This window comes from Chryseobacterium elymi, from assembly GCF_003385495.1.
Classification (GTDB): Bacteria; Bacteroidota; Bacteroidia; order Flavobacteriales; family Weeksellaceae; genus Chryseobacterium; species Chryseobacterium elymi.
On the sequence record NZ_QNUH01000008.1, the window covers coordinates 1 to 25,093 of the forward strand.

24 protein-coding genes are annotated in these 25,093 nt (G+C 34.7%); 6 read left to right on the top strand and 18 right to left on the bottom strand.

Annotated elements, in window-relative coordinates:
• Window positions 1–440: 440 nt before the first annotated feature.
• The 3 genes from DRF60_RS21615 to DRF60_RS10850 form a co-directional block, all read right to left on the bottom strand.
• Entirely contained in the window at window positions 441–941 is a 501-nt protein-coding gene (locus DRF60_RS21615; protein WP_238640196.1) for a PDDEXK nuclease domain-containing protein, read from the bottom strand.
• Window positions 942–975: 34 nt separating this feature from the next.
• A complete protein-coding gene (locus DRF60_RS21620; RefSeq protein ID WP_238640178.1) occupies window positions 976–1,410 on the bottom strand; it encodes a DUF1016 N-terminal domain-containing protein in 435 nt (144 codons plus the stop codon).
• 306 nt (window positions 1,411–1,716) lie between these two features.
• Complete coding sequence (locus DRF60_RS10850; RefSeq protein ID WP_123902670.1) at window positions 1,717–2,532, bottom strand: hypothetical protein; 816 nt, start codon at window positions 2,530–2,532, stop codon at window positions 1,717–1,719.
• A gap of 339 nt (window positions 2,533–2,871) precedes the next feature.
• Between DRF60_RS10850 and DRF60_RS10855 the strand changes: the two genes are divergently transcribed.
• Both DRF60_RS10855 and DRF60_RS10860 read left to right on the top strand, forming a co-directional pair.
• A complete protein-coding gene (locus tag DRF60_RS10855) occupies window positions 2,872–3,159 on the top strand; it encodes a MerR family transcriptional regulator (protein ID WP_116012088.1) in 288 nt (95 codons plus the stop codon).
• On the top strand, window positions 3,146–3,451 hold the full coding sequence (locus DRF60_RS10860; RefSeq protein ID WP_116012089.1) for a hypothetical protein: 306 nt from the start codon (window positions 3,146–3,148) through the stop codon (window positions 3,449–3,451). Before DRF60_RS10855 ends, DRF60_RS10860 begins: the two co-directional genes overlap by 14 nt.
• Window positions 3,452–3,678: 227 nt before the next feature.
• On the opposite strand, the gene DRF60_RS21890 is transcribed toward DRF60_RS10860, so the two are convergent.
• The 3 genes from DRF60_RS21890 to DRF60_RS21005 all read right to left on the bottom strand — a co-directional run bounded on the left by DRF60_RS21890 (window position 3,679) and on the right by DRF60_RS21005 (window position 5,695).
• Window positions 3,679–3,918 (bottom strand): recombinase family protein, encoded by a 240-nt coding sequence (locus tag DRF60_RS21890; protein WP_116012090.1) that lies wholly within the window; start codon window positions 3,916–3,918, stop codon window positions 3,679–3,681.
• A 315-nt stretch (window positions 3,919–4,233) separates the two neighbouring features.
• Complete coding sequence (locus DRF60_RS10870) at window positions 4,234–5,106, bottom strand: helix-turn-helix domain-containing protein (RefSeq protein WP_116012091.1); 873 nt, start codon at window positions 5,104–5,106, stop codon at window positions 4,234–4,236.
• Window positions 5,107–5,350: 244 nt separating this feature from the next.
• Complete coding sequence (locus DRF60_RS21005) at window positions 5,351–5,695, bottom strand: hypothetical protein (RefSeq protein ID WP_123902671.1); 345 nt, start codon at window positions 5,693–5,695, stop codon at window positions 5,351–5,353.
• A 1,383-nt stretch (window positions 5,696–7,078) separates the two neighbouring features.
• Here DRF60_RS21005 and DRF60_RS21125 point away from each other — a divergent pair.
• From DRF60_RS21125 to DRF60_RS10880, 3 genes are all read left to right on the top strand, one after another.
• Window positions 7,079–7,222 carry a hypothetical protein gene (locus DRF60_RS21125; RefSeq protein WP_157967950.1) on the top strand — a complete coding sequence of 48 codons (144 nt, stop codon included), beginning with the start codon at window positions 7,079–7,081 and terminating at the stop codon, window positions 7,220–7,222.
• A gap of 25 nt (window positions 7,223–7,247) precedes the next feature.
• A complete protein-coding gene (locus DRF60_RS21625) occupies window positions 7,248–7,754 on the top strand; it encodes a hypothetical protein (protein ID WP_238640180.1) in 507 nt (168 codons plus the stop codon).
• Between the two features lie 308 nt (window positions 7,755–8,062).
• On the top strand, window positions 8,063–9,361 hold the full coding sequence (locus DRF60_RS10880) for a T9SS type A sorting domain-containing protein (RefSeq protein ID WP_116012092.1): 1,299 nt from the start codon (window positions 8,063–8,065) through the stop codon (window positions 9,359–9,361).
• A gap of 149 nt (window positions 9,362–9,510) precedes the next feature.
• On the opposite strand, the gene DRF60_RS10885 is transcribed toward DRF60_RS10880, so the two are convergent.
• The 11 genes from DRF60_RS10885 to DRF60_RS10940 form a co-directional block, all read right to left on the bottom strand.
• Entirely contained in the window at window positions 9,511–10,002 is a 492-nt protein-coding gene (locus DRF60_RS10885; protein ID WP_238640182.1) for a hypothetical protein, read from the bottom strand.
• Window positions 10,003–10,111: 109 nt separating this feature from the next.
• On the bottom strand, window positions 10,112–13,936 hold the full coding sequence (locus DRF60_RS10890; RefSeq protein ID WP_123902672.1) for a hypothetical protein: 3,825 nt from the start codon (window positions 13,934–13,936) through the stop codon (window positions 10,112–10,114).
• Window positions 13,937–14,857: 921 nt separating this feature from the next.
• A complete protein-coding gene (locus DRF60_RS10895; RefSeq protein ID WP_116012095.1) occupies window positions 14,858–15,595 on the bottom strand; it encodes a hypothetical protein in 738 nt (245 codons plus the stop codon).
• Between the two features lie 20 nt (window positions 15,596–15,615).
• Window positions 15,616–16,566: a bestrophin family protein gene (locus DRF60_RS10900; RefSeq protein ID WP_238640184.1), complete on the bottom strand. Its 951-nt coding sequence runs from the start codon at window positions 16,564–16,566 to the stop codon at window positions 15,616–15,618.
• 73 nt (window positions 16,567–16,639) lie between these two features.
• Window positions 16,640–17,305, bottom strand: a complete 666-nt coding sequence (locus DRF60_RS10905) for a potassium channel family protein (protein WP_116012097.1) — start codon at window positions 17,303–17,305, stop codon at window positions 16,640–16,642.
• 80 nt (window positions 17,306–17,385) lie between these two features.
• Window positions 17,386–17,706, bottom strand: a complete 321-nt coding sequence (locus DRF60_RS10910) for a nuclear transport factor 2-like protein (protein WP_238640186.1) — start codon at window positions 17,704–17,706, stop codon at window positions 17,386–17,388.
• Between the two features lie 125 nt (window positions 17,707–17,831).
• Window positions 17,832–18,188 carry a DoxX family protein gene (locus tag DRF60_RS10915; protein ID WP_116012099.1) on the bottom strand — a complete coding sequence of 119 codons (357 nt, stop codon included), beginning with the start codon at window positions 18,186–18,188 and terminating at the stop codon, window positions 17,832–17,834.
• An 11-nt stretch (window positions 18,189–18,199) separates the two neighbouring features.
• Entirely contained in the window at window positions 18,200–18,727 is a 528-nt protein-coding gene (locus tag DRF60_RS10920; RefSeq protein ID WP_238640188.1) for a class I SAM-dependent methyltransferase, read from the bottom strand.
• A gap of 2 nt (window positions 18,728–18,729) precedes the next feature.
• Window positions 18,730–20,103 carry an aldehyde dehydrogenase family protein gene (locus DRF60_RS10925; protein WP_116012100.1) on the bottom strand — a complete coding sequence of 458 codons (1,374 nt, stop codon included), beginning with the start codon at window positions 20,101–20,103 and terminating at the stop codon, window positions 18,730–18,732.
• 2,284 nt (window positions 20,104–22,387) lie between these two features.
• Complete coding sequence (locus DRF60_RS10935) at window positions 22,388–23,071, bottom strand: MBL fold metallo-hydrolase (RefSeq protein WP_116012102.1); 684 nt, start codon at window positions 23,069–23,071, stop codon at window positions 22,388–22,390.
• A gap of 55 nt (window positions 23,072–23,126) precedes the next feature.
• A complete protein-coding gene (locus tag DRF60_RS10940; RefSeq protein WP_116012103.1) occupies window positions 23,127–23,714 on the bottom strand; it encodes a Crp/Fnr family transcriptional regulator in 588 nt (195 codons plus the stop codon).
• A gap of 422 nt (window positions 23,715–24,136) precedes the next feature.
• Here DRF60_RS10940 and DRF60_RS10945 point away from each other — a divergent pair, with 422 nt between their 5' ends.
• Window positions 24,137–24,511 (top strand): ABC-2 family transporter permease, encoded by a 375-nt coding sequence (locus tag DRF60_RS10945; protein WP_116012104.1) that lies wholly within the window; start codon window positions 24,137–24,139, stop codon window positions 24,509–24,511.
• 46 nt (window positions 24,512–24,557) lie between these two features.
• On the opposite strand, the gene DRF60_RS10950 is transcribed toward DRF60_RS10945, so the two are convergent.
• Window positions 24,558–25,049, bottom strand: coding sequence for a hypothetical protein (locus tag DRF60_RS10950; RefSeq protein ID WP_116012105.1), 492 nt, complete (start codon window positions 25,047–25,049; stop codon window positions 24,558–24,560).
• Window positions 25,050–25,093: the final 44 nt, after the last annotated feature.

Sequence of the window (25,093 nt, forward strand, 5' to 3'; positions counted from 1 at the left end):
ATATTTATCCAGGCCATGGCACAAAAGTACTCTTCCAAGTAATGACAACTGAGTATCCTCCCATTTTCTGAATCCTAAGACTTTATGCCTAAATTCTTCAGGAAAATAATTTAAAAACTTAGAAAGGAAATACTGATGTTTTTCTTCATTAAGAAATGTGTATAGAATTATCATTGGTAATATTTTTGATTATAGATCTCAACAAAATCATATAAATCTTAATTTTCACAATATTCAAATAAATAGCAAAATTATTGATTCTGATTTGCTTGAATAATGGTTTTACGAAAAAAACAAAATTAAGCCAATTTTGAGGATTAACTTACAAATACAACTCCAATGATGCGGTGTTGAAATTTGTATAGTATATCTCTTAAAGAATTAACAAAAAATGGATAATGTCTGGCTAAAATAGGATTGTGTCTTTTATTCGAAACTCTTTATTCAGTTATTCGGCTGTTTTCAAATAATTCGTGTAGTTTACGTTGTAGTAATTTTTTATCAGGTAATTGCAATTTATATTCAGCAACCAGCGTAGGAGAAAGATTACGGCTTAAAGCATATTCTACGACTTCGCTGTCTTTGTCTTTACATAATAGAATACCAATACTTGGGTTTTCATTCGTTTTTTTGACATCACGGTCTAAGGCTTCGAGATAGAAATTTAGCTGTTCTAAATGCTCAGGTTTAAACTTATCAGCTTTCAGTTCAAAAGCGACCAAACATTGTAAACCACGATGATAAAATAACAAATCGAGATAAAAATCACTGTTTCCAACCTGAATTTTATATTCTTCTCCGATAAACAAAAAATCCTTTCCGAGTTCAAGAATAAAATTTTTCATTTGATTGATTAATCCTCTTTGTAAATTCCTTTCATTATGCGATTCCGGTAGATGTAGAAAATCAAATACATAGCTGTCTTTATATCTGAATTTAATTCTCTCAACGCTGTTGAGAGTTTTGTATTTCCAATCATAGTACGTTCAAATAACCGGAAGATATTTGTCGATCTAATTCTCGAAAACTATAATTTTCTTGATTTGAAATTTTTAAATAAAATTCACGTTCTTCATTATATTTGCATCGTGCAAAAATAGCCAAATTATGTGACCAGCTTAATTCTCTCACCAAGGTTGAGAGTTTTGGAAAATTTTTGTAAGTTTCATAGAACTGCTTCATTCTCCAAAGATTTTTAACTAAAAATCCTTTTATTTCAGGCTCATTATGCTTGATGTATTCCACCAATTCTTTTACAACAGATTGTCCCCATTCAGTACTCTCTACCTGCTTACTAATATACTCACCAATATTCCAATAGAGGTTAATTAATTCAGTATTAACTGCTTTTATTGCATTGTTGCGAGATCTTTTAATTAAATAAAGTATATCTGTAAGACGTTGTTCCATTGTATTTGAATATACGTGCAAAAATAAGGTTTTAAAGTGTTTAGAAAAGGTTAGTTCGAATCCCTCGCTCTCTAACACCTACAATGTTCAATATTTTCATTACATAATCATTTGATAATGAAATAGAACAGATCTGCTAAATCACTTGTCTAAAGGTATTTCAATGAATAAGTTATTGAATGCACTTTACCTAAGAGGTCTAATATGAAATCCTTGAATGTTATTATCATCTTCAAGTCCACAATCCAGAAAAATAGTCTCCCATTCTTCATTCTCATCATAGAAATTCAGTTCACAATATTCTTGTCAACAAATGGTTAAATCAAATATACTTGTCATCGTAATAACCGCTAAAGGAAATAGAATTTCTTCACTTATTTCCCAAGCTAAATCAATCCAATTAATATTTTTATTGGATTGATCAATAAACTTTTGGAACATTTTTCGTATCTCAGTTTTTCTTTTTTCAATACTCTCATTTGGTTTTATCAACACTCCTGCCCTTTTAAAATTATCATTAAGACAAATCTCAAATTCGTCAGACATCTTAGAAAGAAAGTTATGCTTACCAATATTTTCATCATATATTTCACTCCACATAGCTACCTCAGTCAACTCCATTATGTCTAAATATCTTTTGTTTTTAATAATTTCCTCAAGCAACAAAGATCTTCCAGTATAAGTATCCATTTCATAGATTAAATTTTCAGTATGAAAATGTAGCATGTAACCTATAATTTCAACTTTATAATCTTTCTGTTGCAACCCTGTATACTTTTCAAATGCCTGGATATACTTATCATATCTATCCAATCCAAATTTATCTGCATAAAAATTAAAGACATTCCTGGAAATTCCATCAATCCCAGAATCATGCAATAAATGCAAAGCTTCTTCTTTTAAGACTTTTAAAACCGAATTTTTTCTGGATTTTTGTAACTCAACAGACCTACTGAAGAGATGTATTTTAAAATTTTTTAAGGTAAAAAAATGAGGATCCGAATTACATAATTTATCGCTACTATAATCCCAAATTTGAGGATCAATACTATATTTCATGTTAAAGCTTACTTTAATATCTTCATCAATAAGCTGGCAATATAGATTTTCATTATTTTCCAAATTTAAATAATACTTAATAATCATAGTCGAAATTCAATAATGTTAAACAAATAATTACATCGTGTTAAAGAAGATATGCACGAAAACTCATATTTTCTTTAATTTTTAGTGAATTTATTCTGTTTGACTTTCAGTTCTTTATCGAAAGTAGCATATATCCTTCTTTTTCCTTTGGTTTCCTAATTACTGAAGCTTAATTATCTTTAAAGCATTTGGATCCGTAAATATTATATTTCAAATTCATTGTATAATAAACTTCATTAACATTAATAACCTACATAAACAACTATTAATCAATTAAATAAAAACATCGTCATATATTTGACACAAATATTAAAAATGGAAATATCATTATTAACAAAAGAAGACTTACAAGAATTTAAAATCGAACTATTGCTTGATATAGAAAGAATATTAGATGAAAAAATACAACATTCTGGATCTACACCTAAGGATATAGATCCAGAATGGATAAGAAGTAAGTCTGTAAGAGCTTTTATGAATATTTCTCCAGCTACCCTCCAAAATCTTAGGGTAACAGGAAAGGTCAAATTTAAAAAGGTTTTAGGATCATATTATTACAATCTAAGTGATTTAAAGAAATTATTTGAAAATGAAAAAAGATAATACAATCAATTGGATCAATTATTTAATTCAAATTACAGCAGACGAAAGACTCACTGTATGGCATATTGCATTATTGCTTGCAATCATCAAAATTGCTTATATTCAAAATGATAAAGAAATTATATTCGTTAGCAGAAGCAAACTGATGTTTCAATCACATATCAAAACAACCCCTACCTATCACAAGTATTTTAAGGAACTTCAAGATTTTGGTTATATTAAATATACTCCATCCTATCATCCAGCTTACAAAAGCACTATTGCTTTTTTAAATTTCAAAATTATCTATTAATACATTTAAAATTCGATCAATATCAGCAAGAAATTGGTTCGAAGATAATCCTGCCAAGTTCACTTAATGACACCATTAGGACAATTTAGGCCAAATGGTGTCATTTTATTTATAAACTCCTCTCAATCAGCATATTTACAGTACCTTCCGCTCTTTTTCTTTGTTCTTTAAACATAATCTCTTTCTTAAAAAAACAAATATTTTATCTTTTTTAGACGATTTTTAGGCTAAAGCTCTTTACTATCGATACGAACCTGACAGGATTCGGATCTTTTCAAAACATCAGCGAACAGTTTGTTCCACTCTGGCCTACTAAATGTTTTTGCCGAATAGTCTTCGAAAATAGCTAACAATGAGATTGTGATCTTTACAATAATGACAAGTCGGTCCAATTGGCTGCATTGGGAATATACTTTTACAACCTGTTCATCGGTACTGACTCGTATGTACAAATAAACGGCTTGCATGGCGTGGGTGTTATTATAAAATCTTTTATTGTATTTAAAAAACTCTTATATATTTTAACGAAAAACAGAACAGTTTATTTGACGAGTTTATATACATGATTTAACAAGATAGCTTTTAAGTTTCACTCAGATTTTGTTTTACTGGATGGTAATAGTATAATTTATATTTATTGCAGAATCATGGCAGTAATTTGAAAATGATTAAAATAATGATCTTGTACTATTTTGAAAGGATGGTTAGAATTTTTCTAAGATTTTGATAATTAAAATACCAAAAACTTGATTAGCTTAGTAAGACAACGTTTGTTACAAAAATCACAGATTGTTTAATTTTTTAATATACTGTGATGGTGTCATTTCTGTTCTTTCTTTAAATGCCTTAATAAAAGTTGTTGGGCTTTTATAACCAATTTCTTCAGATATTGTTTGAATAGTATATTTCCGAAATATTGTGTTTTGTTCAAGTTCCTTTAATACATAATTTATTCGAAGATCATTTATATATTCAGAAAAAGATATTCCTTTATGCTCATTTAGTATTTTGGATAAATAAGCAGTATTGGTATTAAGCTGTTTAGCCATACTCGTTAATTTAAAATTTTTGGATAAAAACATTTTCTTCGATTCCAGTAAATCTAAATTATTTAATATCCGGTTAACAACTTTATCTTCGACAATTATTGATTTTTTGTTTTTTTCGATTGTGAAAGTCTCCATTGGAAACAGCTTCCTTTCTTTAACCTCTCTCTGAAATTCTGTAAAAAATCTTTTTTTTATTTTATTATAATTGTAAAAGATGACAACAACAGATATGAGTATGATAAAAGCTGTGAATAGAAAAGTATTTTTTTTATTCTTTCTTATTATCTCATCAGAAATTGATTTTATTTCTATCTCCTCATGCTTACCAAGAAAGCTGTTTCCTGAAATATCCTGGATCTTTTTTTTACTTATTTCGGAGAGATTTAATTTGGCAAATTTATAAGCGTTTGCATTATCACCGCTGTTCTCATAATTTAAACTCAATAAATAATAAATTTTCAATTCATTTTCATAGGTACACTTAATAGGTTGTTTTTCACGATAAAGTTTATGAAGATAGTAGAAAGCCGAATCTGGCTTTTTAAGAAATGTATATATTTCAGCTTTTCCTAGCCAAACCATTTCACGTGAGAAATTCTTGCCCATTAAAACCGAATCCCGTTCACATGTATTATAAAGAGATAGTGAATTCTTATATTGCTTTTTTAGTAACCTTATATTAGCAAGTCTGCTGACTAATAAAGATCTTGAATATGGGGCTAAATAAGATTTAGTTTTCAGTAATTTACCTGCTTTCTCGTAATTAGATTGAGCTGAATCTAAATTCTCCTTATTGCCGGAATCTTTATACCACTTAACAAATGTATCCCCATTGTATTATAGGTTGCCCCTATTTCTTCAATTCTGGGAATACCGCTGTACAGAAGTTTTTTTCATCAGATTGAATATCTTTTAAATGAGTATTCAAAAGTGCAATGCTTTTATTGTAATTCCCCAATTCACCATAAGCAACAGCATAAAAAATGAGCTGCTTTTTCTTGTAAATTGGGTTCATATCTCGCGAAAACAAATTCATGTATTTTAAACCCTGTGAAATATTACCCAGTCTTTTTTCGATGTAAAATAATCTTGTTACAGCAATGTGTTTTAGGCCATTATAATGGGATAAACTCAAATTAGTTTTGCTAGTCTCTACTTGATTTATTGAGGATAATACAGCTTTTTTTGCTTCCAAATATTTACCCTGTTTGTACAGTACCGTACCTGAATCTATTTTAATTAACAGGTGGTACGGTAGTGTATAGTTAGAAATTCGTTTAAACTTCAAATTCTCATTTACTAACTTTAGATGCACTAAATCCCACTGATCTTTTTTATAAGGCTATCTATTTTTAGTGATTCATTTTGACTAAACGAGTTTTGTGGGATATTTATGGATACAAAAACAATTATAATCAGTATCTTTTTTATTGAAATCATTTGTGGTTATTAGATATTTCAAATTTAATATAAATTATATATGGGTAAAATATATGAGTGGAAAACAGGCAATACTAACAACAAACTATCTTCCAACATAAGTTACATTAAGAGATACCGCTTAAACAACGAGAGTGGGAATTATTGATTGCCTTTTGTTTTTGATACTCCAGTATTTTTTAAATTGTATATTTATCGTAAGCTCTGTATTTCTGATCAGGATCGTTGAATAAAGCATTGTGAATTCCAAAGATAATCTTGTGTATATTAATTACATCCAAAAAAGAAAATCTTCCTTATCCAGTATCGGAAAACATTGTACAATCTTATCCTGAAATTTTCTGGAAATCATTTCCTTGTATATTTTCTTATAATCGGGCTAGTTTATTTGTGTCTGTTTATAGACTGCTATGGAACTACAGTAAAACGGGTTTCTCTTTTTTTCAATTTGGATAAAAAACGTTTTTAAATATCATCGCTAATCTGAAAAGCAAAAGCCTAAACCTCCAATGAGGGCATTAAAGATCCAGGCTGCTGGTTACTTTTCAATTTACTTGTGTTTTTAGAATAAATGGGCCTGATTAAGTTTTAAACAACTTTTAATTCAGATATCTCAAGAGATAAATAGAAATTATTTGCATCATCAATTACTTAGAATTAAATTTAATTGTGCTGTATGGTCAGCTTTTCTTAATAAACAAGATTCACACGCAAAAACTCTTTATGTAGTTTTTTGTAGTCTTTATCTAAATAATAGCTGTGCAAAAATACAATCTTGGATTAAGGTTGAAAAAGAATAGATAGGAATATTTCTGAATTCTTATCACAAAAGGTTACCAACTCTAATGACAAAAAAAACAAAAAATTAGCTCGATAAAACATTTATTTTTAAAGGAATATAAATGCAATTACATTGTTATAATTTCAGAAATAAACTCGCTAAATTTAAAGTTCAAATTATTTTTTTTTACTTTGATTTGCGCAGCACTGATAACACGGATGAAAACACACTATTCTTTGCTTTCCACTTTACATTATTTTTTGTTCTCAGCAACAGGCGTCGTCCCAGACATATCTTCTAAAGTAAATAAAAGAGGCAAGGGTAATCGCTGTAACAGAGCCTGCAAAAAGTCTAAAAATGCTGAAAGAGTATAATGAAAGATCTAAAAAGTTAGGATACAGCGACGGAATATTAGATAGCGATAATGCCATTATGATTTTGTCTTACTGGAAGGGAGATTACAAAAATGTTATTGATTTAAGTGTTGAAGCAGAAAAATAGCTGAAGAATTGAAAGATTACTTGTTTTGACCGGGGCTGGAATAGGAAGCATAGTAATTGCGGGATATATCTACTGGAGGAAAAGAAATAAAAAACCACAACGCAAAATATTTAAATATCATAAAAAATATAAAACAAACAAAAACTTCAGAAATCTTACTCCCGCATTCAATATTTCTGGTGTTAAAAGTAATATTGGTATCAATATAACAGGTGATACAATCAATTCTGAGAAGTTTGAAAAATCTCATAAATACATCAAAAAGGACCTTACTGTGGGTTCCCTGGCCTTGGAACTGAATACCAATACCCGTTATCTTTCTCAGATTCTAAAACAACATAAGGGGAAAAATTATAATATTAATGGGGTAAGAATTAACTATATTATCAATAAGCCCTATCAATCAACTATTTACAGAAAGTATAAGATCAATTATCTGGTGAAAGCCGCGGATTCTCTTCCAGAGAGGTTTTTGCAGGAGTCTTCAAAAAAGAAACAGGAGTGTCACCTTCTTATTTATAAGCAATTTTAGTAAATGCATCCAAACTATCGGATCAAGTAATAGCTATTCAATCTCCTTAACTTTTTTTCTAGCGGATAGTTATTCCGAAAAAAAAAATCAAAACCCACCATATAAAAAAATATGAAATCATTATTGATTTACTAAAAAGAAAGTTCCTTTTAAATTTGTTGTTAGCCAGTCCTACTTAAGAACCGATAATGATGAAACAGGCTTATAAATTTAATTGATTTTGAAAAAGAAATTCTGAATTTCTCACATTGCAAGTGCCATAAAACGATATAATCTTAGCAATTTTGATTTACTAAAATTTCCTAACTATGAAAAAAATTTACCTGCTTTCAGCCTGTTTGTTTTTAAGCAGTCTGAATGCCCAAACCAATCTAAGAGTTCTCAACGGCTGGGGAACAAGACTTTATGATATCAACAATAAAGGAAATGCTGTACATTCCGGAGGCTATTATAGTTACGCTACGGATACAAGCACACCTATAGAAACTATTGCCAATGCAACAAACCGATTGAATAATACGGAAAATATAGCTGGGAGTATGCCTTTTACTGCTGCAGATGGCTCTGATTTGAGTCAGGCTGCTTACCGCAAAAACGGAATCTGGACACCTATTGGCTATTTCCCCGGAGATGTACCGGGAAACAGTTGGTTTGGAGATGCAAAAGGGATTTCAGCAAACAGCGTGTATGTAACCGGGCAAATGACTTCAGGTAATGCGGGGAGCAGTTATCCATTTATTTATAATACCGAAACTAATATACTTACCAAACTTACGGGTGACCTACTGTACACTAACGGCCGCGGGGCTGATGTAAATGATAACGGAGCCGTAGCCGGCTGGATAGATCGGGAAGATCTTTTCGGCGCCGGAACTTTTCGGGTGCCTGCTTATTTTGATCAGAATGGAGATTCGCATTACATTGATTTTAGCAATCTGGAATATGGAGAAGCCAATGATGTGAATAATGCCGGACAGGTAGTTGGCTACAAAGGGAGTAAAGCTTTTATTTATAATATTAACACCAATGTGTATCAAGCCTTTGATGCTCCGGCAGGATATACTGACGCTGTGTTTGTATCAGTATCCGAAAATGGTACCGCTGTAGGATATTGCGGAATGATCGGAGACAGAGAAGTGATTATTTATCACCCTTCTTTAGGAGCCAGTCCCATATTACTTACTGATCTTTTGACGTCTCAAAGTGTCCCGATTACTACATTCGATGCAAAACTTGGCACCGGAATGGGAATATCGCCGGATGGTAAGTACATTTGCGGGTTTGATAATACTATCCCTCCTATATTTGCTGCAGGATGGATCGTCAAATTAGACAATCTGATACTTTCTGCAAGTGATATAAAGAATAATAGTCTCAAATTTAATATTTATCCAAATCCCGTACAGGATATTCTCAATATTTCAAGCGAAAAAATAATAAAAACAGTATCTATATATGATATAAATGGCAAAATGCTGATAAGAGACCAGGCAATTAATAAAATAAATGCTAAAATTGATGTGTCTGTACTGAATACGGGTGTCTATCTTGGCAGTGCAACCTTGGGTGACGGAACTATTAAAACATTTAAGATCATAAAAAAATAAACATATTGCTTCGGAAACGGAAAGCAAGTGGTCTTTTAGTTTAACATTAGTAATTTATTTTCTTCATTTTACAAAAAAACAGCTTAACTCTTTTAAGATAAGCTGTTTTATTTTTTAACACTTAATTTGTTAAAAGTAATTTTGTCAATCTAAGGTTTCCAAAAACTCCAGACAGTACCATTGTAAACAGCCAATTGTTTTTTTATGGTATCATATACTATCATTCCTGCAGAAGGACTGATGATATTCAAATGCGGATTGGCAACTTTAGGCAAAATCATGGCTTTATCATCATCAGCGAGAACCAATATTCCTTGTGTGGTATCTGTCCCTCCCAAAGTCGGACTGATACAAACCCTTGCTCCCGGATGCTCTACTCTATCAGTTGCTTGAATATTCAAATCTGCAGTCCCTGTTGTGTCAACACTCAGATCAAACCATGTATTTACATCTTTTAAATATTTTACTTTATTGTCTGATGTGTCAAAAAGAAGAGTCCCATTTTCAGTTATCCCTGTTTTATCTGTGACATAAGGTAGAAGAAGTCCTTTATTTTCGTTATCTCCGAACTGTAATGAAACAGAGCCATTGGTTACGTTTTCTCTACTTATTCCTATTTGTGCGTGTAAAAATGCACCCATTAGAAACCCGGTTATTACTATTGTATTTTTAAACATATTAATCTTAATTTTAGTGAGAACTGAGAACCTGAAAAATAAACATTACTATTCAGGCTCTTAAAAAGTATTATTAATCAGGACAGGTTTGTGTGCTTATACAGAACCATGCAAATGTACTTCCCCCATTTTGAGTAGTATACATTTTTAAACATTTATTAGTCGTATCATAAACAAGCATTCCTTCAACAAAATCTGCAACCGGAATTCCAACCGGGTTTCCAGAGGAGTTGAACTCCATTCTATTAACAACAAAACCTTTCGTTCTTGCCTCTAAAGCTAACCAGGCGCCAGTACGAACTGCCGGCCAATTATCAGAATTCTGTGTTCCGGCTCTTAGTAATGAAGTGATTCCTACCTTACTTATCAGAGCAGGATTACCAGCTGTAGCAATAGCTCCGGGTTTATAACAGGCACCATTGGTACAATCAATAGGAGTGTAACCGTCACCAGGTATTGTTACTACTGATGTTCTTGTATCAATATAGGCAGAATAAACCCTCAATGTCTGATCTCCTAATGAAGCGACACTTCCAATAGAAATCTTCACTTCATCAAACGATAATGTTGTTTGGAAGCCAGGTGTATATATGTTTGGATTGGTACCAAACCATTGTGTAAAGAAAGAAAAATCTATCAAGGCCCCACCACTCCTCTGCTCTCTGAGTACACCATTTAAATATGTACTTACCATAACATTGGGTAAAAAACCACCGGAAAAAGGAAAGTTCTGTTTGTCTACCGTAAACCCAGCAAATGTGCCCGGCGGCAAAGTTACTTTTGGTATAGCTACAGAGATAGAACCTGTAACACCAGCGGATGCGGGTAAATGTATAGTTGCATAATCCAACGGATCCGGGCTTACCGCATTCCAAACATTATCAATACCATATCCTGCTGTTGCTAAACCTTCATATCCTGTGTTAGCATATTCTATTACCGCAGGAATTGTTGGAGAAGTAATAGTCGTAGGTCCATTTGTAAGCACATACGTACCATCACATTGTAAAACCAACGGACACGTTGTGCTAGAAGTTGGACTGAAGTCTCTTGCTACTACATTGAAGATTCTGATTTCACCAGCAGAAGCACCCGCGAAACGGGTTATCACATAACGTACTTCATCAAATGGAACATGAGCTACTGTACCTATTATCAAACGTTGAAAACCCCCTGAAACCGCGGCGGTACTTAATCCGCCGGCAAGCTGAGTACCTGTGCTGGTCTGTACCAGAATACCGTCTTTGTATAATTCTATATTATTTGTTTCAAAAGCGCTAGCCTGCGCTATATCTAATGTTGCAATGTCAAATCCAATATATGTATCTTTAGGGAAATCACCAAAGCCATTAGCTACACTGAAACCTAATCCTGAGCCTGCACTCGCACCAAGTTGCATCGTTGCATAACTGTTTGGATCCGCATCTATGGCATTCTGAGAAAGACTGATAGAACTATTGCCATCCACAAAAGCAGTTACTCCTGTTCTTGCCCCGTTCACATACAAAGGATACTTAGGAACGCTTATGTTTTCAATTTCATCACATTTGATGACAGGTGTAGTACAGAATCTCTGAATTACCGCCGAGTAAATTTCTAAAACACCTGCATTAGCACTTAAAGCTTTGTTTATGGTAAGTTTAACCCCGGTGAATGGTTGGCCGGAAGCAAAACCCAATATCTGACGATTACTGGTCCCATTAAGAATAGAGGTATGCAAACCGAAGAAACTGGAATTCATTACCGCAGAGTCCGCAACACTTCCATCTGCTTTTAATGTCATAATCGTAATCGTGCTTCCCGCCAATTCTGCTGCTGCAAGTGTAGGAAATGCTACATCAAAACCAGCAAAAGTGCCGGCAGGATACAGTTCATAAGTGGCATCTCCTGGAACGCCAATACCTTTACTACCGTCTTGTACAGCTACAGAAGCGTTGGTTACAGCTCCTGCCGCAGTATATAATTTAGCTGGCTGGCCAGTGTTGGCCACAATATTGTTCAAATCTTCAAAATAGGTATTTCCAGTCCCAAGACCTGCTACACCAGTGTTGGCAGCATCTATGAATACAGGATAAGCTGGTCTTTTGAGATCTGTAGATGTATTACACGCTTGGGCTGCTGAAGGGCAAAATTTTTCTATCACCGCTCGGTAAACTTTTGTACTGGAGCCTGCTGATGCACCTGCCAATAATTCTACCGTAATTCTTATCTCATCAAAATCTTTAGTGGTCCTCACCCCTATAATGTACTTCCCGTTATTGGGAGTGAATAGACTTCCCGATGCTACATTAAGGGTATTGTAAGTATCCTGAATGACTCCTTCTTTATAAGTACTGATAATAAAATTTTTAGCTGCGCTTGCTGTTGCAAAGCTATCGTCCTGAATTTCAAAACCGGCAAAAGTACCTTTAGGATAACCATATTTAATATGACCTAGGTCACTGGCATCCAACACCTGCCGCGAAATAACCGAAATACCATAGTTGGAATACAGCGATGCACCTGTGGCAGCACCTATTTCTGCATAATTGTTCAAATCAGTATCTATCACATTTTGTACGTTATTGATGCCTGGATTTCCGAGAGAAGCTGTAAGTACACTGGTACCAATAGCTTTTGCATAGACAGGGTGGTTTTGTGCCCCCCCCGGGGTAAGTTCTCCTGAAATAAGGCTTACCGGCGCACCGCAGGTAATGTTTGCATCACAAAAACGCTGCACAATAGGATAATAGATTTCGAGCAGGCCTAAAGCTGCAGATAAGTTCAAAGAGATTTCAAATTCAATGGAATCGAAAGGAAGCGAAGATACAGCACCAACAGTCAAGAGACTTCCGCTGGCCGAGGCACTTAGAAACTCTTGACTCACCACATCTGGCCCTTGTTGGGAACCATTTAAATAAAACCTGAGTGTTTTTGTTACATTCAACCCTCCGGATATGGCATTCAACTGGTAAACACCACCGCCAAAAGTACCTGCAGGATATACCACACCCTCATCTTTTAATCTACCGGAATACACAGCCAGACCCGCACTAATAAAAGGAATTGTACCATGTGTATTGGGTTTCTCATCTTCCAGGGCAGGGGCTAACCCCGGCCAGAGAGCTGCCGGAACAACAATAGGAACAGGAGAAGGCGGTACAAATACAACAGCCGCCCCAGAACCTGTTACCCCTTTACCTGTAAGCGGTATCTGGGCATTACAAGTGACAACCTTCTCTCCTGTCGTATCAAAACCACCACCGGTACGGGTGTAACGCTGCAAATACACATAATTAACACCAAGCGTTGCAGTGGCAGTACCACCTACATTGGTCACCCTTCCGTTTTGTGTTATACGCACTTCATCAAAAGGTTTATGCACATAAAAACCAGCATCTATAGAAGAGGCCCCCAGTGTCCAATTCTGAGCAGGAGAAGTTTCTTGCACAACACCTCCAAGGTATGTTGTAATAAGTACATTGTTGATACCGGTAAGACCAATTGTCGGGGTAAAGCCTCCTGTAATAGCTCTGTTTGCCACTACACCAATTCTATACCCTGTAAATGGACTTGTTCCATAAGTTTTACCATCGCTTAGTTTTACGGTTGATGTTATGTCTGTGCCCAAAGTCGAAGCAACAGGATGTGATGAAAAGCCGGAATTGCTGGTGTTTGAATCAGTAATTTGAGGAAGCGTAGCCCCCCAATTACCAACAACTGCCGCCGCAGTCACTGTCCCAAAAATAGTGGTTCCACCTCCACCACCTGTACGCCAGGCAACTTTGGTGTTATCATTAGTAGGAGTTACCGCAGCATCCTGAGAAAATACGGTTACACTTCCTGCTAAAGCTATCAGCATCATAAGATGTCTGCAAAAGGTATTTCCTTTTTGCTTTAATTGATTAAAATTCAGCATATTTTTTAGTTTTTAGTTTTTATCCTTTCTAACATTTTTAATGGATCATTATTTATGATTAGGAGATCAGCTACGCTGAAACACTATGAAAGTTTTTTCTTTCGTTCAGGATAATGAAGTTTCTGTTCTTTAAACAAATCATTATTTGTTCAATAAAATAATCTTCTTCTTTTGGAGGGAATACATTGTAATCCACAAAATATTGTAGAATTTATAGCTTAAATTTTGGAAAAGAAAAAAGGGTAAGTGAGAATTACGGAAAAAATCACAATAACATCATCTAAAAAACAAAATGGATACATTTTCAAAAAACACTGAATATCAATTGATAAGAAAAGTAACTTAAAGAATATTTTATAAAAAAGCTAGGATGAGCAAATATACTATCCGATCCTGTGACACACATAAACAACTGTTATCAGCAACGATGGCAAAAATTGACTGTAAGGCTTGTAATCCGGCAGCACAGTTCCGACAAATACAGACAATAAGTCACCCAATACACTGATTATTTTGCAGCTATGCTCATACATTCATAAGTTTTTATATTTAGATTTCGGAATCAGGTACCGAAAAATATCATAAGCAATAACCGAAAACAAATAACCTATCGTAGTATATGTGATGGCATTCCAAATAGAAGCAATATTCAGGAAAAATTTTAATTTACAGCTGTGAGATGAAAATACACAGGGTTTTGTATTGCAGTTTATTACAGGAGATTCATCCCGCTCTTAATTTTAATCCCTGCAGCAATAGAAGCTGTTATTTGGGTTGCGGCAGTGATACTATTCCCTGAACTGATTGAAATCGTATTTAATAAACCCCAAAAAGTATATAATCATGAAGAACGCATAACCTATTGTTGAATAAATCCAATATCAAAAAAAAGGGTGATTTTAAATTAAAATCACCCTTTTTTTATTGATAGTATTCTTCCATAAGACTTTTCCGTTCCTTCGTTTCCAGATCTATATAATCGAATTTCTTATACTGGCAGAACGATCCCATATCCTTATCTCCATTGATAAAAACTGCACCTACCAAAATCACATATTTACAAGGATAATTGGTTTCTTTTACCAACACCTCTATTCTTTCATCAATAGCTTCGTACATAACCTCCGTAGCCTCAAATATTTGATTTTCTGCATTCAGGATTCGGTCTTTCTGATAAAGGAAAATCTGCTCAATGGTATTCATCTGAAAGTCCAGTGAAGTGATATTTCCTTCAATGATCTGCCCCGCAGAGAGTTTTCCCAACGCTCCTTTAGCAGCACCACAACACGCCGAGTTACCACTCTGCCCTATCCTGCCTATTTCCCCGATAGCACCATCTTTTGTAACGCCGATATGTGGTGCATAAAATATGATTACTGCACCATCTTCCGGAACATGATGTGCAAAAGCATTCATCCCGGTAATCCCTGCAAAAGGAAAACCGTCAAGCCCTCCTAAATGGAACGGTCCCAACATTTCATAAGCCCTTGGCGGATATTGTATAGCGTTTACATCGTCACAGCACATACTGTCTGCGTGCATCAATTGGTTTGGTTTTAAGCCGATATACTTCTCAATTGTGTCTAATAGCCGGTTAACAGTATCAATAGAAGTTAACGCTTTGGGATACCATTTTCTAACGGATTCTAAATGTTCCATAACTTGCTTGTCTTTTTTATTTACATTAAAATATTATTCTGTGCGGCGATTGCTGGCGGCAAATCTTTTTCGCCCAACATTTCACGAAGGTCAATTTCTATATTCCTGCTTATCTGTGTTATAGGAATATCATTAGCATTTCCCTCAAATGGGTTTTCCGTACTTTCTCCGATCTGCTCCAGAACCAAAAACACCCATCCCAGCAATATACTAAAGGGAATAGCAAGCCAAATAATGTTTTCTCCGAATTTTTCTGTCATCTTGGAGAATTCGCCTATGAAACCTAAAGGCATTAAAAGGCATAAGGCATTGGTAAAATACAAATTGATGCTCGAAAACTGCCTCGGATAGGGAAAGTTTTTAATACGCTCACATTTCCCCTGTTGGTCATATAGTTCTTTTAGCTGATTTTCAAGAGCAACATAATTGTAGGCTGATATCTTATCTTCCTCATTCAGTTTTTTTAAACGAGAAGATTGTAAGGCTACAATTTGCGTTGCACGGTTCTTTGTTGATAAAATGTATTGACGTTCTTCTTCACTGAGAAGTCCCCTCAGTTCTTCATCCAGGCTACTTTCCCACTCCGGGACTTTGTAATATTGAAGATATTCGCGGTTGTAGCTTTTTATTTTTATGTTTTCCCAGCTTTTAATTTCTCTAAGCTGAAAACGTAATGCTGTAAGCCACGCAAAATGACGGTATATAAATTCATGATGCAGTTGCTTTTCAAGAATTTTGTCCTCTGAACGGATAAAATCTTTTATCATAATCCCAAAGGCTCTGCTATTATTGATAATAGCACCATAAACCTGTCGCGCTTCCCAGGTACGGTTATAGGTCTGGGTATTTTTGAAGCCTGAAATGAATGCTGTTGCTGTTCCCAACAAAGCCACCGGAACCCACGGAATAGCCAGCCATTGCCAATCCAGAAAGTAAAACAGCAATGTAGGAATTATACTTAATATTAACATTTTATAAATTTTAACCCTTGTCCAGGGAATAAAATGCCTGAGCTTGTAGTGAGAGCCTGTATTCATATTAGATTTAATTTTTTGAGGAGAATTTACTTATCAGAATGCCAACCAAAACTACCGTATAAAACTGTCCGGCAATGCCAATAAAAGAGGCTATTAATTTGGTAGTATGTGTACCTGGTGTAATATCTCCAAAGCCAATGCTGGTAAAGGTTATAGAGCAAAAATACACCAAATCAATAAAAATGCTTGCAGGTGATGAAGTATCTATTCCTTTAAAAGACAACGGATTATAATATTCAAATGATTGTAACAAGAAAACCGAAATCTCTATCAATAAAAAATAACCACACACCGACGCTGAAATAATATCACTGTTGATATACCCCGGTTTTATTAAAAACTTTAGCAATTCCGAAAACAGAAACGTAAAGAATATTGCGTAATTGATATTGAGAAAAATGAAATACCAAGGTATATCTTTAAAAAACGGAATCCCGATGGGCAACAGTAAAATGACAATGAAATGGATATTTCTAAACCAATGCCTCCAACGGTGCTTGCCTGTAAACATAAAAATACTACCCAATCCTAATATCAACATATTGATTGGCCAAACAACCCGTGTATAAAAATCAAAGTCGGTTAAAAAAATCCCTATAAACAAGTGCTGTGCAAGTGCAAAGAGTAAAAACTCGTACTTGTATTTTTGTAAAACAAAAATGGTTTTATTCATTTGGTTTTTAAGTTTTTGCACCAATATGCACAGGTATTCTTTTTTAGAAGTCTTTATCCGTGAATCTTGGCAATGAGGTTTTACTTTGCCTGTCCAATGTCCAGCCTGTCAAACTTTCCATTGATATTCTGGTGGAATTTGAAAAACACAGGAAAAGTGCCCCAATTCCCTGCTTTGAAGTTTCCTTTTATCTCTTTTCCCTCATTTTCTACGGTATCAATTGTCAGAAAAACTTCTTTTCCACAGGCCTCTTTTACAAAGTTTTGAAAATTCCGAGGATTTCCATCATCGGTCATCGTGGCATCGGGAGTAAAAAAAGAAAGAAAGGTTTTGGTGTCGCCGGTTTGCCAGGCATCAAAAGCTGTTCTTACAGTTTCATTTGTAAGTTTGTTTGTGTCCATTTTTTGTGCTTTTTTAATTGTTGTTGTTTCTATCTTCTGAGTTTTTGACTGTCCACACGCTGTGAGTGAAAAGCAAACTGCAAAGGTTGTAATAACTAATACTTTCATTATTGAAAATTTACTGTTTATAATAACCCGTCTTTCAACGGATGCTGCAAATAGATAATGGCCAGGTTCAAGAGTAGAAAAGGTAATTCTATTGCCACACCTTTCAGATCTCTATCAAGCAAATGAAAGCTGATGATCAGCAAAATACCGGCTGCCATTAAGAAATTTCCCCAAACAAAGGTTTTCGGGAAAATAATGAGCATTGCACTTAGCATTGTTACCGCTCCAATGATCATTAAACCTATTTTACTGATGTTCCATTTGCTAAACATTGCTATCATCTCCGGCTTACACGAAAGCATTGCCCATCCTTGTTTCAAGCCCATAAATATGGCGACAAGCATTAGTGCGGAATTAATAATTTTTAGTATCATATTTTATTTTTTTAATGGTTCACTCCGATAGTTGCAGAATATATGCTGCCTTGTCCGAATATTGATTGCTGTTCATTTACTTTAATAATTTTTGAATAGCCCAAGTTAGTAAACAGTTCTTTCAGCTTAAAAAAAAGAATTGGATAAGGAACCCATTGATTGGCAATGTCAGTATCATACTCTATTATCACAAATTTTTTGTCTGCTGACAGATATTTCTCTAACCTATTAATCAGCGGGCCTTTATCTTTTATATAATGCAGTGAGTTTGCCATTAAAATCCCGTCCAGATTTGAAAAGTCAAAATCAAATTTTTCAAAATCAGCTTTTATAAAATTAACGGAAACATTATTGCCTAATGATTTTGAGAAGTTCTGCGATTGGCTATCCACAGCATAAATGTGGCTTCCATCCGGTAACAAATGAGCTAAAGCATTGGTAAATGTACCGTCACCACAGCCTAAATCTGCCCAAGTTTGGGGTTTATCAGATTGTCGGACTGCTTTTCCAATCAAATTAATGGCTTCCTTTTGTCTCACCTTTACCCAAATACACTTAAATTTTTTGCAATATCTTTACCTGCATACGGTGGGAAAACATCCAGTTCTAAATCCGGGTTTCCTATTAGCATCGCTTTTGTATTGCTCAATGCATCGAAACCTGCTTTACCATAATACTTACCCATCCCGGCATATCCAACCCCTCCAAAAGGTAAACTGTCTATCCAGCAGTGCAGGTTGGTCTGGTTTACACAGCCGCCACCAAAAGAAACTGCATTTAGGAAATAATCTATATTCTGCTGATTTTTACTAAAGAAATAAGCTGCCAGAGATTTTGGTTTACGCTTGATGATCTCTATAATTTCCTTTAAATCTTTATATACTAAAATAGGGAATACTGGTCCAAAAATCTCCTGCTGCATTGCAGGGTCTTCCCAGGTACTCGGGTACAAAATGGTAGGTTCTACATATCTTGCTTTTACATCAAATCTCCCCCCTAAAATTACTTTTTCGGGGATGATATAAGAGGCTACCCTTTCGGTATCGTGCTCACTTATCATCCTTGCAAAATCAGGGCTTTGACTTGGGTCTTCTCCATACATTTTTACAACAGAGGCCTTCAGCTTATCCAGAAATTCATCAGCTATATTTTCATGAATATATACATAACCTGGAGCGATGCACCATTGTCCGGAAATTGCCATATGTCCCCAAACTATACGGTCAACCGCAATATCGAGATTGGCAGTCTCATCAACCACGGCAGGATTTTGCCCTCCCAATTCCAAAACAACAGGTGTAAGGTTTTCAGCCGCAGCTCTCATGACTACTTTTCCTACCGCAGAACTTCCCGTAAAGAAAATAAAATCGAAAGGCAGTTCTAATAAGGCCGTGATTTCTTCTCGTCCCCCAGTAACAATATTTACAGCTTCAGGCTCAAAATATTTTGGAATAAGGTTTTGAAAAAGCGCAGCAACTGTAGGGGTTGTATTTGCAGGTTTAAGAATAACTGGATTTCCCGCCGCCAATGCTGCTATTGCCGGATCAAGCAGCAATAAAATAGGCGCATTGAACGGGCCAATAACCAAAGTTACCCCAAAAGGTTCCTTGTAAATAACACCCCTGTTGCCAGTTTCTTCCAATCCTTTTGGTATGGCAACTGGTTCCGGGGTCATTAGTTGTTTAAGATTTTCTTTATAATATTTTATATTTCCCAATGGAACTGTAATTTCAAACAACTGCTCGAAAGGCGGTTTGTTGAAATCGGTTTTTAGTGCCTGACAAAATGTCTCCTGATTTTCGATAAGCATTTTCTCCAATCTGTTGAGCTGATCCATCCGCCATTCGTAGGTTTTGGAAACATCGGTATAAAAGAATTCTTTTTGTGTGTCGAAAAGTGATTGATATTTGTTCATAAGTGTGTTGTTTTGCATTTTTAATAAAAATTGTTATGTAACACATTAAGTTACATTCTTATTTTATATGAAGAATCGTCATGTTATTTCATGTTGTAAAAATTTAGTCAGACAAGATAAATACTGCTTAAATATGTATCTGAAAAGTCTGTATTTACTATAAGTCTCTCTCATAAAATTCAGAATTCAGTATAAATAATTTTGTGCTATGAATAAAATATCAAAAGCAAATAAAATAAAGAAAAGACAGGTTTGTACTTTTTTATTTGATGACTTGATTCCGAGAAAGCAAAGAGCAATATGCAGTATATTTCTTACGGGATATGTCCAGTGAAGTGACTGAAAATAAGCCTTACCTTTCAAAAGAGAATCCCCGAAATCTATTACAAAAAGAAGTATCTGAAATAAGAAAAACCAATTTTTCCTGGAAAAAAAGTAGTCCTTATAGTCTTTATATTCATCTATATTATCCGGAAAAATCAGTACACATAATACATAGTACAATGTGGTATAGATAATTAAGAATAAATAGCTGAAAAAATTCCAATGTTGAACAGTTTCAAGCCGGTATTCCCACCACCAAAAAAGAACAATTAAAATAAAAATATAAAATACCCAACATAAATGTAACCAGTAAATAGATTTGCTTTTCCTGGGATGATCTATCAATTTTACTACATTTTTCAGTAATTGAGCTACTCCAAAACCCAAAATCATACTTATTATAACTCTTATATGGGAAAATGAATCCATAGTATAATTTTTTTAGAATTTGAAATAAAATGGATAATCTGATTTATAGAGTCCAAGCTTTTCTAACAGTACTGTATTTTCACGTCTTCCACAGAAAATCTAACTTCCATTCTATGAAGTTTTGCCTCATTGGAAACCAAATGATGAGCTTTTTGGTAGGAAAGGTATGATTTAGGTTCTCCGATTATATTGTTTTGCCCGTTCATTATTTTAAGTTAAATTTTCTGTGGAAGACGTGAAAACCAACTGTTAACACCTCCGAATTGAGCAATTGTTTCATCAAAGAATCTACTAGCATCTTCAACTTTTGTTAGATCACCCTGGAACAAAAGTGCTTATGCTCCAGAGACTCGAACTTCTGCCAAAATTTTTCACTTCCCGCATTTGAGCTTTCGTAGTTACAGTGTATTGCTAATTTCACTCCTTTGCTGCGAAGTCTCTGCTAAGAAAACCACCGAGGTTTATACAGCCACCAGCAATTAAAACAACCTTGTCTTTTAAATCATTTTTTGACATAATTATATTTTTCTAAGTAAAGATTAGTAACACAAAACTGCAAAAAAAACAATTTCAAAGCATGGTGAACTTTACGGAATATGTTAGCTATTCGGAATTTCTTTTGTATATTCTTCTTTAACTTATCTGGTGTTAATTTTCTTCATCTTTTGATAAAATGTATATCAATGAAGCTCGCAACACCGGAACTAATACATACAAGGCATAATAAAAATATACATAAAAATAAGTTTTTAAGGGTTTGCAAGGAGATGGTTCGAATCCCTCACTATCACAAAATATTTCAAGCAACTTCAAATTTATGGTTATATAAAATATACTTCTTCCTGTAATCCCGCATATAAAAGTACTGTGATAGTTCTAAATTTTATGCACCCTTTTGGGGGTCTCAACAATAAAATCGCATATCATACCACACAATAAAGCAAAATAGAGTTGGTTAATTGCCAACTCTATTTTATTCAAAAATTGTAACTTTTATAAAGAGATTAAGAAGCTAATGCTTATAGTCACAGGATCCGAACCGAATCACCTATCACCTAAATAACTAATTAGCAATGAGATATCTTTTAATAAAAATAATATTAAAATGAAAGGTTCGAAAACGCATACCTTTCACCTTATCTTAATAGGATTCGAACTGTTTTTCAAATTTTTAAAAACATTGTTTCAGGTACATATACATAAAATCCAGTTTAAATCAACTAACAACCGGTTCGATGATAGTCCTGCCAAGCTCACTTAAGGAGACATTATTTGATAGTTGTCTCCTTTTTTATACCCATGAAAATCTGTGCCCCAAACTTTTACTATCGGAACATTTATATTACTGATATAGTTGAAGACAGATAAATGGTATTTAAAAGCAAGAAGAAACACATGGCTTTACCGGGTCTTAATCTCTTGTTATAAAACCGACATCCTATTAATTAACTCAGTTGCCTAATATGTAATACAAGAAGAGGATATCTAAAATATTTCTTCTTTTAAACCGTAACTACAGCACGATCTATCTTTAAATAGCCGCACTGTATTTAGCCACAAATTGCTCAAACTTACGATCTGTATTTCGCATAACCGGTCCGTGACCGAAGCAGATAATGGCAGGGTTCAGTTTTGCTAACTTCTGGAGCGATTTGATGTTGAGCTGTTGATCGGAAGTGAATATGTTCGGCGGAAGCCGCAGACCGGTCGCTGTCGTGAGCAGATTCATATTTGTCGCTACATCTCCAATTATCAGTACACCATCCTGCTCACGGAATAAAGAAATATGGCCTGCCGAATGTCCGGGTGTCTCTATTACCCGAAAATTTCCGATCATATCGTTTTCAACAATTGTCCTTTCGACCTTATGACCCTGACCTGCCCAGTACTTTTGTTGAAGCTTTGCTACCCAATGTTGCGGAGTTGGATAGTCGCTGGTTACCATACCCGTTTCAGTCCTAAAAACTTCGTCGGGATGACAGAGCAAGGGTATCGCGAACTCAGCGCATATCTGATCGCTACAGCCCTGGTGGTCTGCATGCGCGTGCGTCAGTATATGTTGATAAACGGGAATTTTCTGGAGAGCTTTCTTTACAGTGGTATACGAACTCCGTATTCCGGAGTCTACCAATACACCTTCAATAATATAGCCGTTGATACTGTTTCGTGGCATCAGTGGAATCTGGAACACTTCGGGAGCAATTTGACATAACATAGTTTTTTTTATGCAAATCTACATCGCTGATTAGGGCTACATAAGGACATTTGTCCTATAATACATTGGGTCTATGTATTTGTCCTTTGGCCCGTGTAAGCGATCGCGGCGTGATGCCTAGGTATGACGCCAGGTCCTGCGTCGCTATGCGCTGAATGAGTATCGGTTCGCTAGAGAGGACATGACGGTATTTATCCACAGCCGACTTATTATTGTAATTCAGCAGATAACGTTCCTTTTGATTATACTCCTTCTCCATCACCGATTTTATAACTCCGTTCCAAGCGGTTACCTGATCAAGCAGATGCCGATAATCGGGGTAGGTTATCCGATAGATCACGCTATCTTCTATAGCCCTGATGCTTCTTCTGGATTTTTCCTGCCTCACAAACTCTGAAAACGAGGTGACGAATTCATTCTCAAACTTGAAGCATGTTATATTTTCATTTCCCTCTTTGTCAATAGCGTATGCTTTTACAGCGCCACTGGAAATAAATCCAATATGACGGCAGGATTCATCCTCACGAATAAAAAAATCACCTTTTCTTAAGGAGACCGGTTTGAAGAACTGCGCAGAAAAGTTGATTTCCTCAGCCGATAGTCCTCCTATTGAGGATAGATAATTTTCAAATACGTCAGTCATTTCGCCGTCTTTTCGTCCTTTTTATTTTTTCAACTGTGTATGGATATATACCAAATCCAACATCCAAATCTAACAATTATTATATATTCAAAACTAACAATTATTTCTCTGTTAGGCCTTTTTTTGCATCAAATAAATGATGACATGCTCCTTAATTGATGGGACGTTTTCCCCTTAATTCTTCGTTTATCTTTTCGCAAACAACACCCCTTTCTCAGCAAGAACAAGATCAATATCAAGTGCTTTTCCTGTTTTCAATAAGAATGCTAACGATCTAGACAATCTCGCCTTTGACTATTATGCCAATAAGATGTTTAAAGGAAGTGAAAAAAATGAATTCCTTTTTCATCCGAACAGTATAAACTATCTAAAAATAAAGAGATCTTTGAGTACTTCTGGTTCCTGCTTTTATTATTTTAGCCATGACCTTTTATATTGTATATGCTATCAGCCCAGGAATAGCAGAAAGCACTGCCAATCCGTGGAAATATGCACTGGGAAGGTATGTTTTATGTTTTTCTATTTGCTGTGTCCTGTTCTGGTTTGTCTTTTTGTTCATGCCTGCTGTGATGTTGGATCCCGGAATAATAAATTATAAGATTCTGTTTACCATTCCCGTTTCGAAGTCGAAAATCTTTTTTTCTAAAGCTTTGTTTATCCGGATCACGGTTTTGTTCTCCACATTACTATCGTACATTCTATTTTTAGGAAGCGGTTATCTCCTAGCAGGCATTTTTCCTGACTTGGGCTATCAGAATTATGATTACAGGGAGGTTATATTTTATGAAATGAGTTAAGATAAGTTTATAAAACTTAAAGCTTAAAAATTTTCAGAAAGTCTTATTAATGCAAATTTCTTTTAGGAAGCTTTTGCTTAGCTTTTATATTCTTAAAAAGCTCTTTGTAAAGATTTTCTAATTCTTTCGGGGGTATTCCTGCATCAAAACTTGACGATTCGTAGGTCTTGCCATCAACAGTAATTGATATACTGGAAATTAAGGCTCTATCTGTAAACCTTCCTTCAGAAGGAGATTTTAGTGATGCAATTTTTTCAAGATCTATTACTTCAATCTGTTTTATAATGTTTGTCCAATCTAGAGGTGATAAAGCAGAAACTGAAACATTTCCGTTTAGAGACGTCGTTCTAGAATTTGGGATAAATGTTATCAGTCTGTCTGTACCTCTTGTCTGTTCTTTGATTTCTATTTTTTCAATCTTGGATTTTTTTTGTACGGCATTTGATGTAAATGCATCCGGATTGCCCTTTTGTTGGGAAGTACAGTTTGCATTACATAAAATAAGGGAAGTTAACGTAATTATAAGTTTAGAATTCATTTTATGTGTTTTAAAATTTTCAAACCAAATTATTAATAAAAATA

Excerpts from the sequence above, each read along its gene's own strand:
- DRF60_RS21620 (WP_238640178.1), bottom strand. The coding sequence starts at position 1,410 with ATGGAACAACGTCTTACAGATATACTTTATTTAATTAAAAGATCTCGC.
- DRF60_RS10855 (WP_116012088.1), top strand. The coding sequence starts at position 2,872 with ATGGAAATATCATTATTAACAAAAGAAGACTTACAAGAATTTAAAATC.
- DRF60_RS10860 (WP_116012089.1), top strand. The coding sequence starts at position 3,146 with ATGAAAAAAGATAATACAATCAATTGGATCAATTATTTAATTCAAATT.
- DRF60_RS21890 (WP_116012090.1), bottom strand. The coding sequence starts at position 3,918 with ATGCAAGCCGTTTATTTGTACATACGAGTCAGTACCGATGAACAGGTT.
- DRF60_RS10870 (WP_116012091.1), bottom strand. The coding sequence starts at position 5,106 with ATGGGCAAGAATTTCTCACGTGAAATGGTTTGGCTAGGAAAAGCTGAA.
- DRF60_RS21125 (WP_157967950.1), top strand. The coding sequence starts at position 7,079 with ATGCTGAAAGAGTATAATGAAAGATCTAAAAAGTTAGGATACAGCGAC.
- DRF60_RS10880 (WP_116012092.1), top strand. The coding sequence starts at position 8,063 with ATGAAAAAAATTTACCTGCTTTCAGCCTGTTTGTTTTTAAGCAGTCTG.
- DRF60_RS10885 (WP_238640182.1), bottom strand. The coding sequence starts at position 10,002 with ATGGGTGCATTTTTACACGCACAAATAGGAATAAGTAGAGAAAACGTA.
- DRF60_RS10890 (WP_123902672.1), bottom strand. The coding sequence starts at position 13,936 with ATGCTGAATTTTAATCAATTAAAGCAAAAAGGAAATACCTTTTGCAGA.
- DRF60_RS10895 (WP_116012095.1), bottom strand. The coding sequence starts at position 15,595 with ATGGAACATTTAGAATCCGTTAGAAAATGGTATCCCAAAGCGTTAACT.
- DRF60_RS10900 (WP_238640184.1), bottom strand. The coding sequence starts at position 16,566 with ATGTTAATATTAAGTATAATTCCTACATTGCTGTTTTACTTTCTGGAT.
- DRF60_RS10905 (WP_116012097.1), bottom strand. The coding sequence starts at position 17,305 with ATGAATAAAACCATTTTTGTTTTACAAAAATACAAGTACGAGTTTTTA.
- DRF60_RS10910 (WP_238640186.1), bottom strand. The coding sequence starts at position 17,706 with ATGGACACAAACAAACTTACAAATGAAACTGTAAGAACAGCTTTTGAT.
- DRF60_RS10915 (WP_116012099.1), bottom strand. The coding sequence starts at position 18,188 with ATGATACTAAAAATTATTAATTCCGCACTAATGCTTGTCGCCATATTT.
- DRF60_RS10925 (WP_116012100.1), bottom strand. The coding sequence starts at position 20,103 with ATGAACAAATATCAATCACTTTTCGACACACAAAAAGAATTCTTTTAT.
- DRF60_RS10935 (WP_116012102.1), bottom strand. The coding sequence starts at position 23,071 with ATGTTATGTCAAATTGCTCCCGAAGTGTTCCAGATTCCACTGATGCCA.
- DRF60_RS10940 (WP_116012103.1), bottom strand. The coding sequence starts at position 23,714 with ATGACTGACGTATTTGAAAATTATCTATCCTCAATAGGAGGACTATCG.
- DRF60_RS10945 (WP_116012104.1), top strand. The coding sequence starts at position 24,137 with ATGACCTTTTATATTGTATATGCTATCAGCCCAGGAATAGCAGAAAGC.
- DRF60_RS10950 (WP_116012105.1), bottom strand. The coding sequence starts at position 25,049 with ATGAATTCTAAACTTATAATTACGTTAACTTCCCTTATTTTATGTAAT.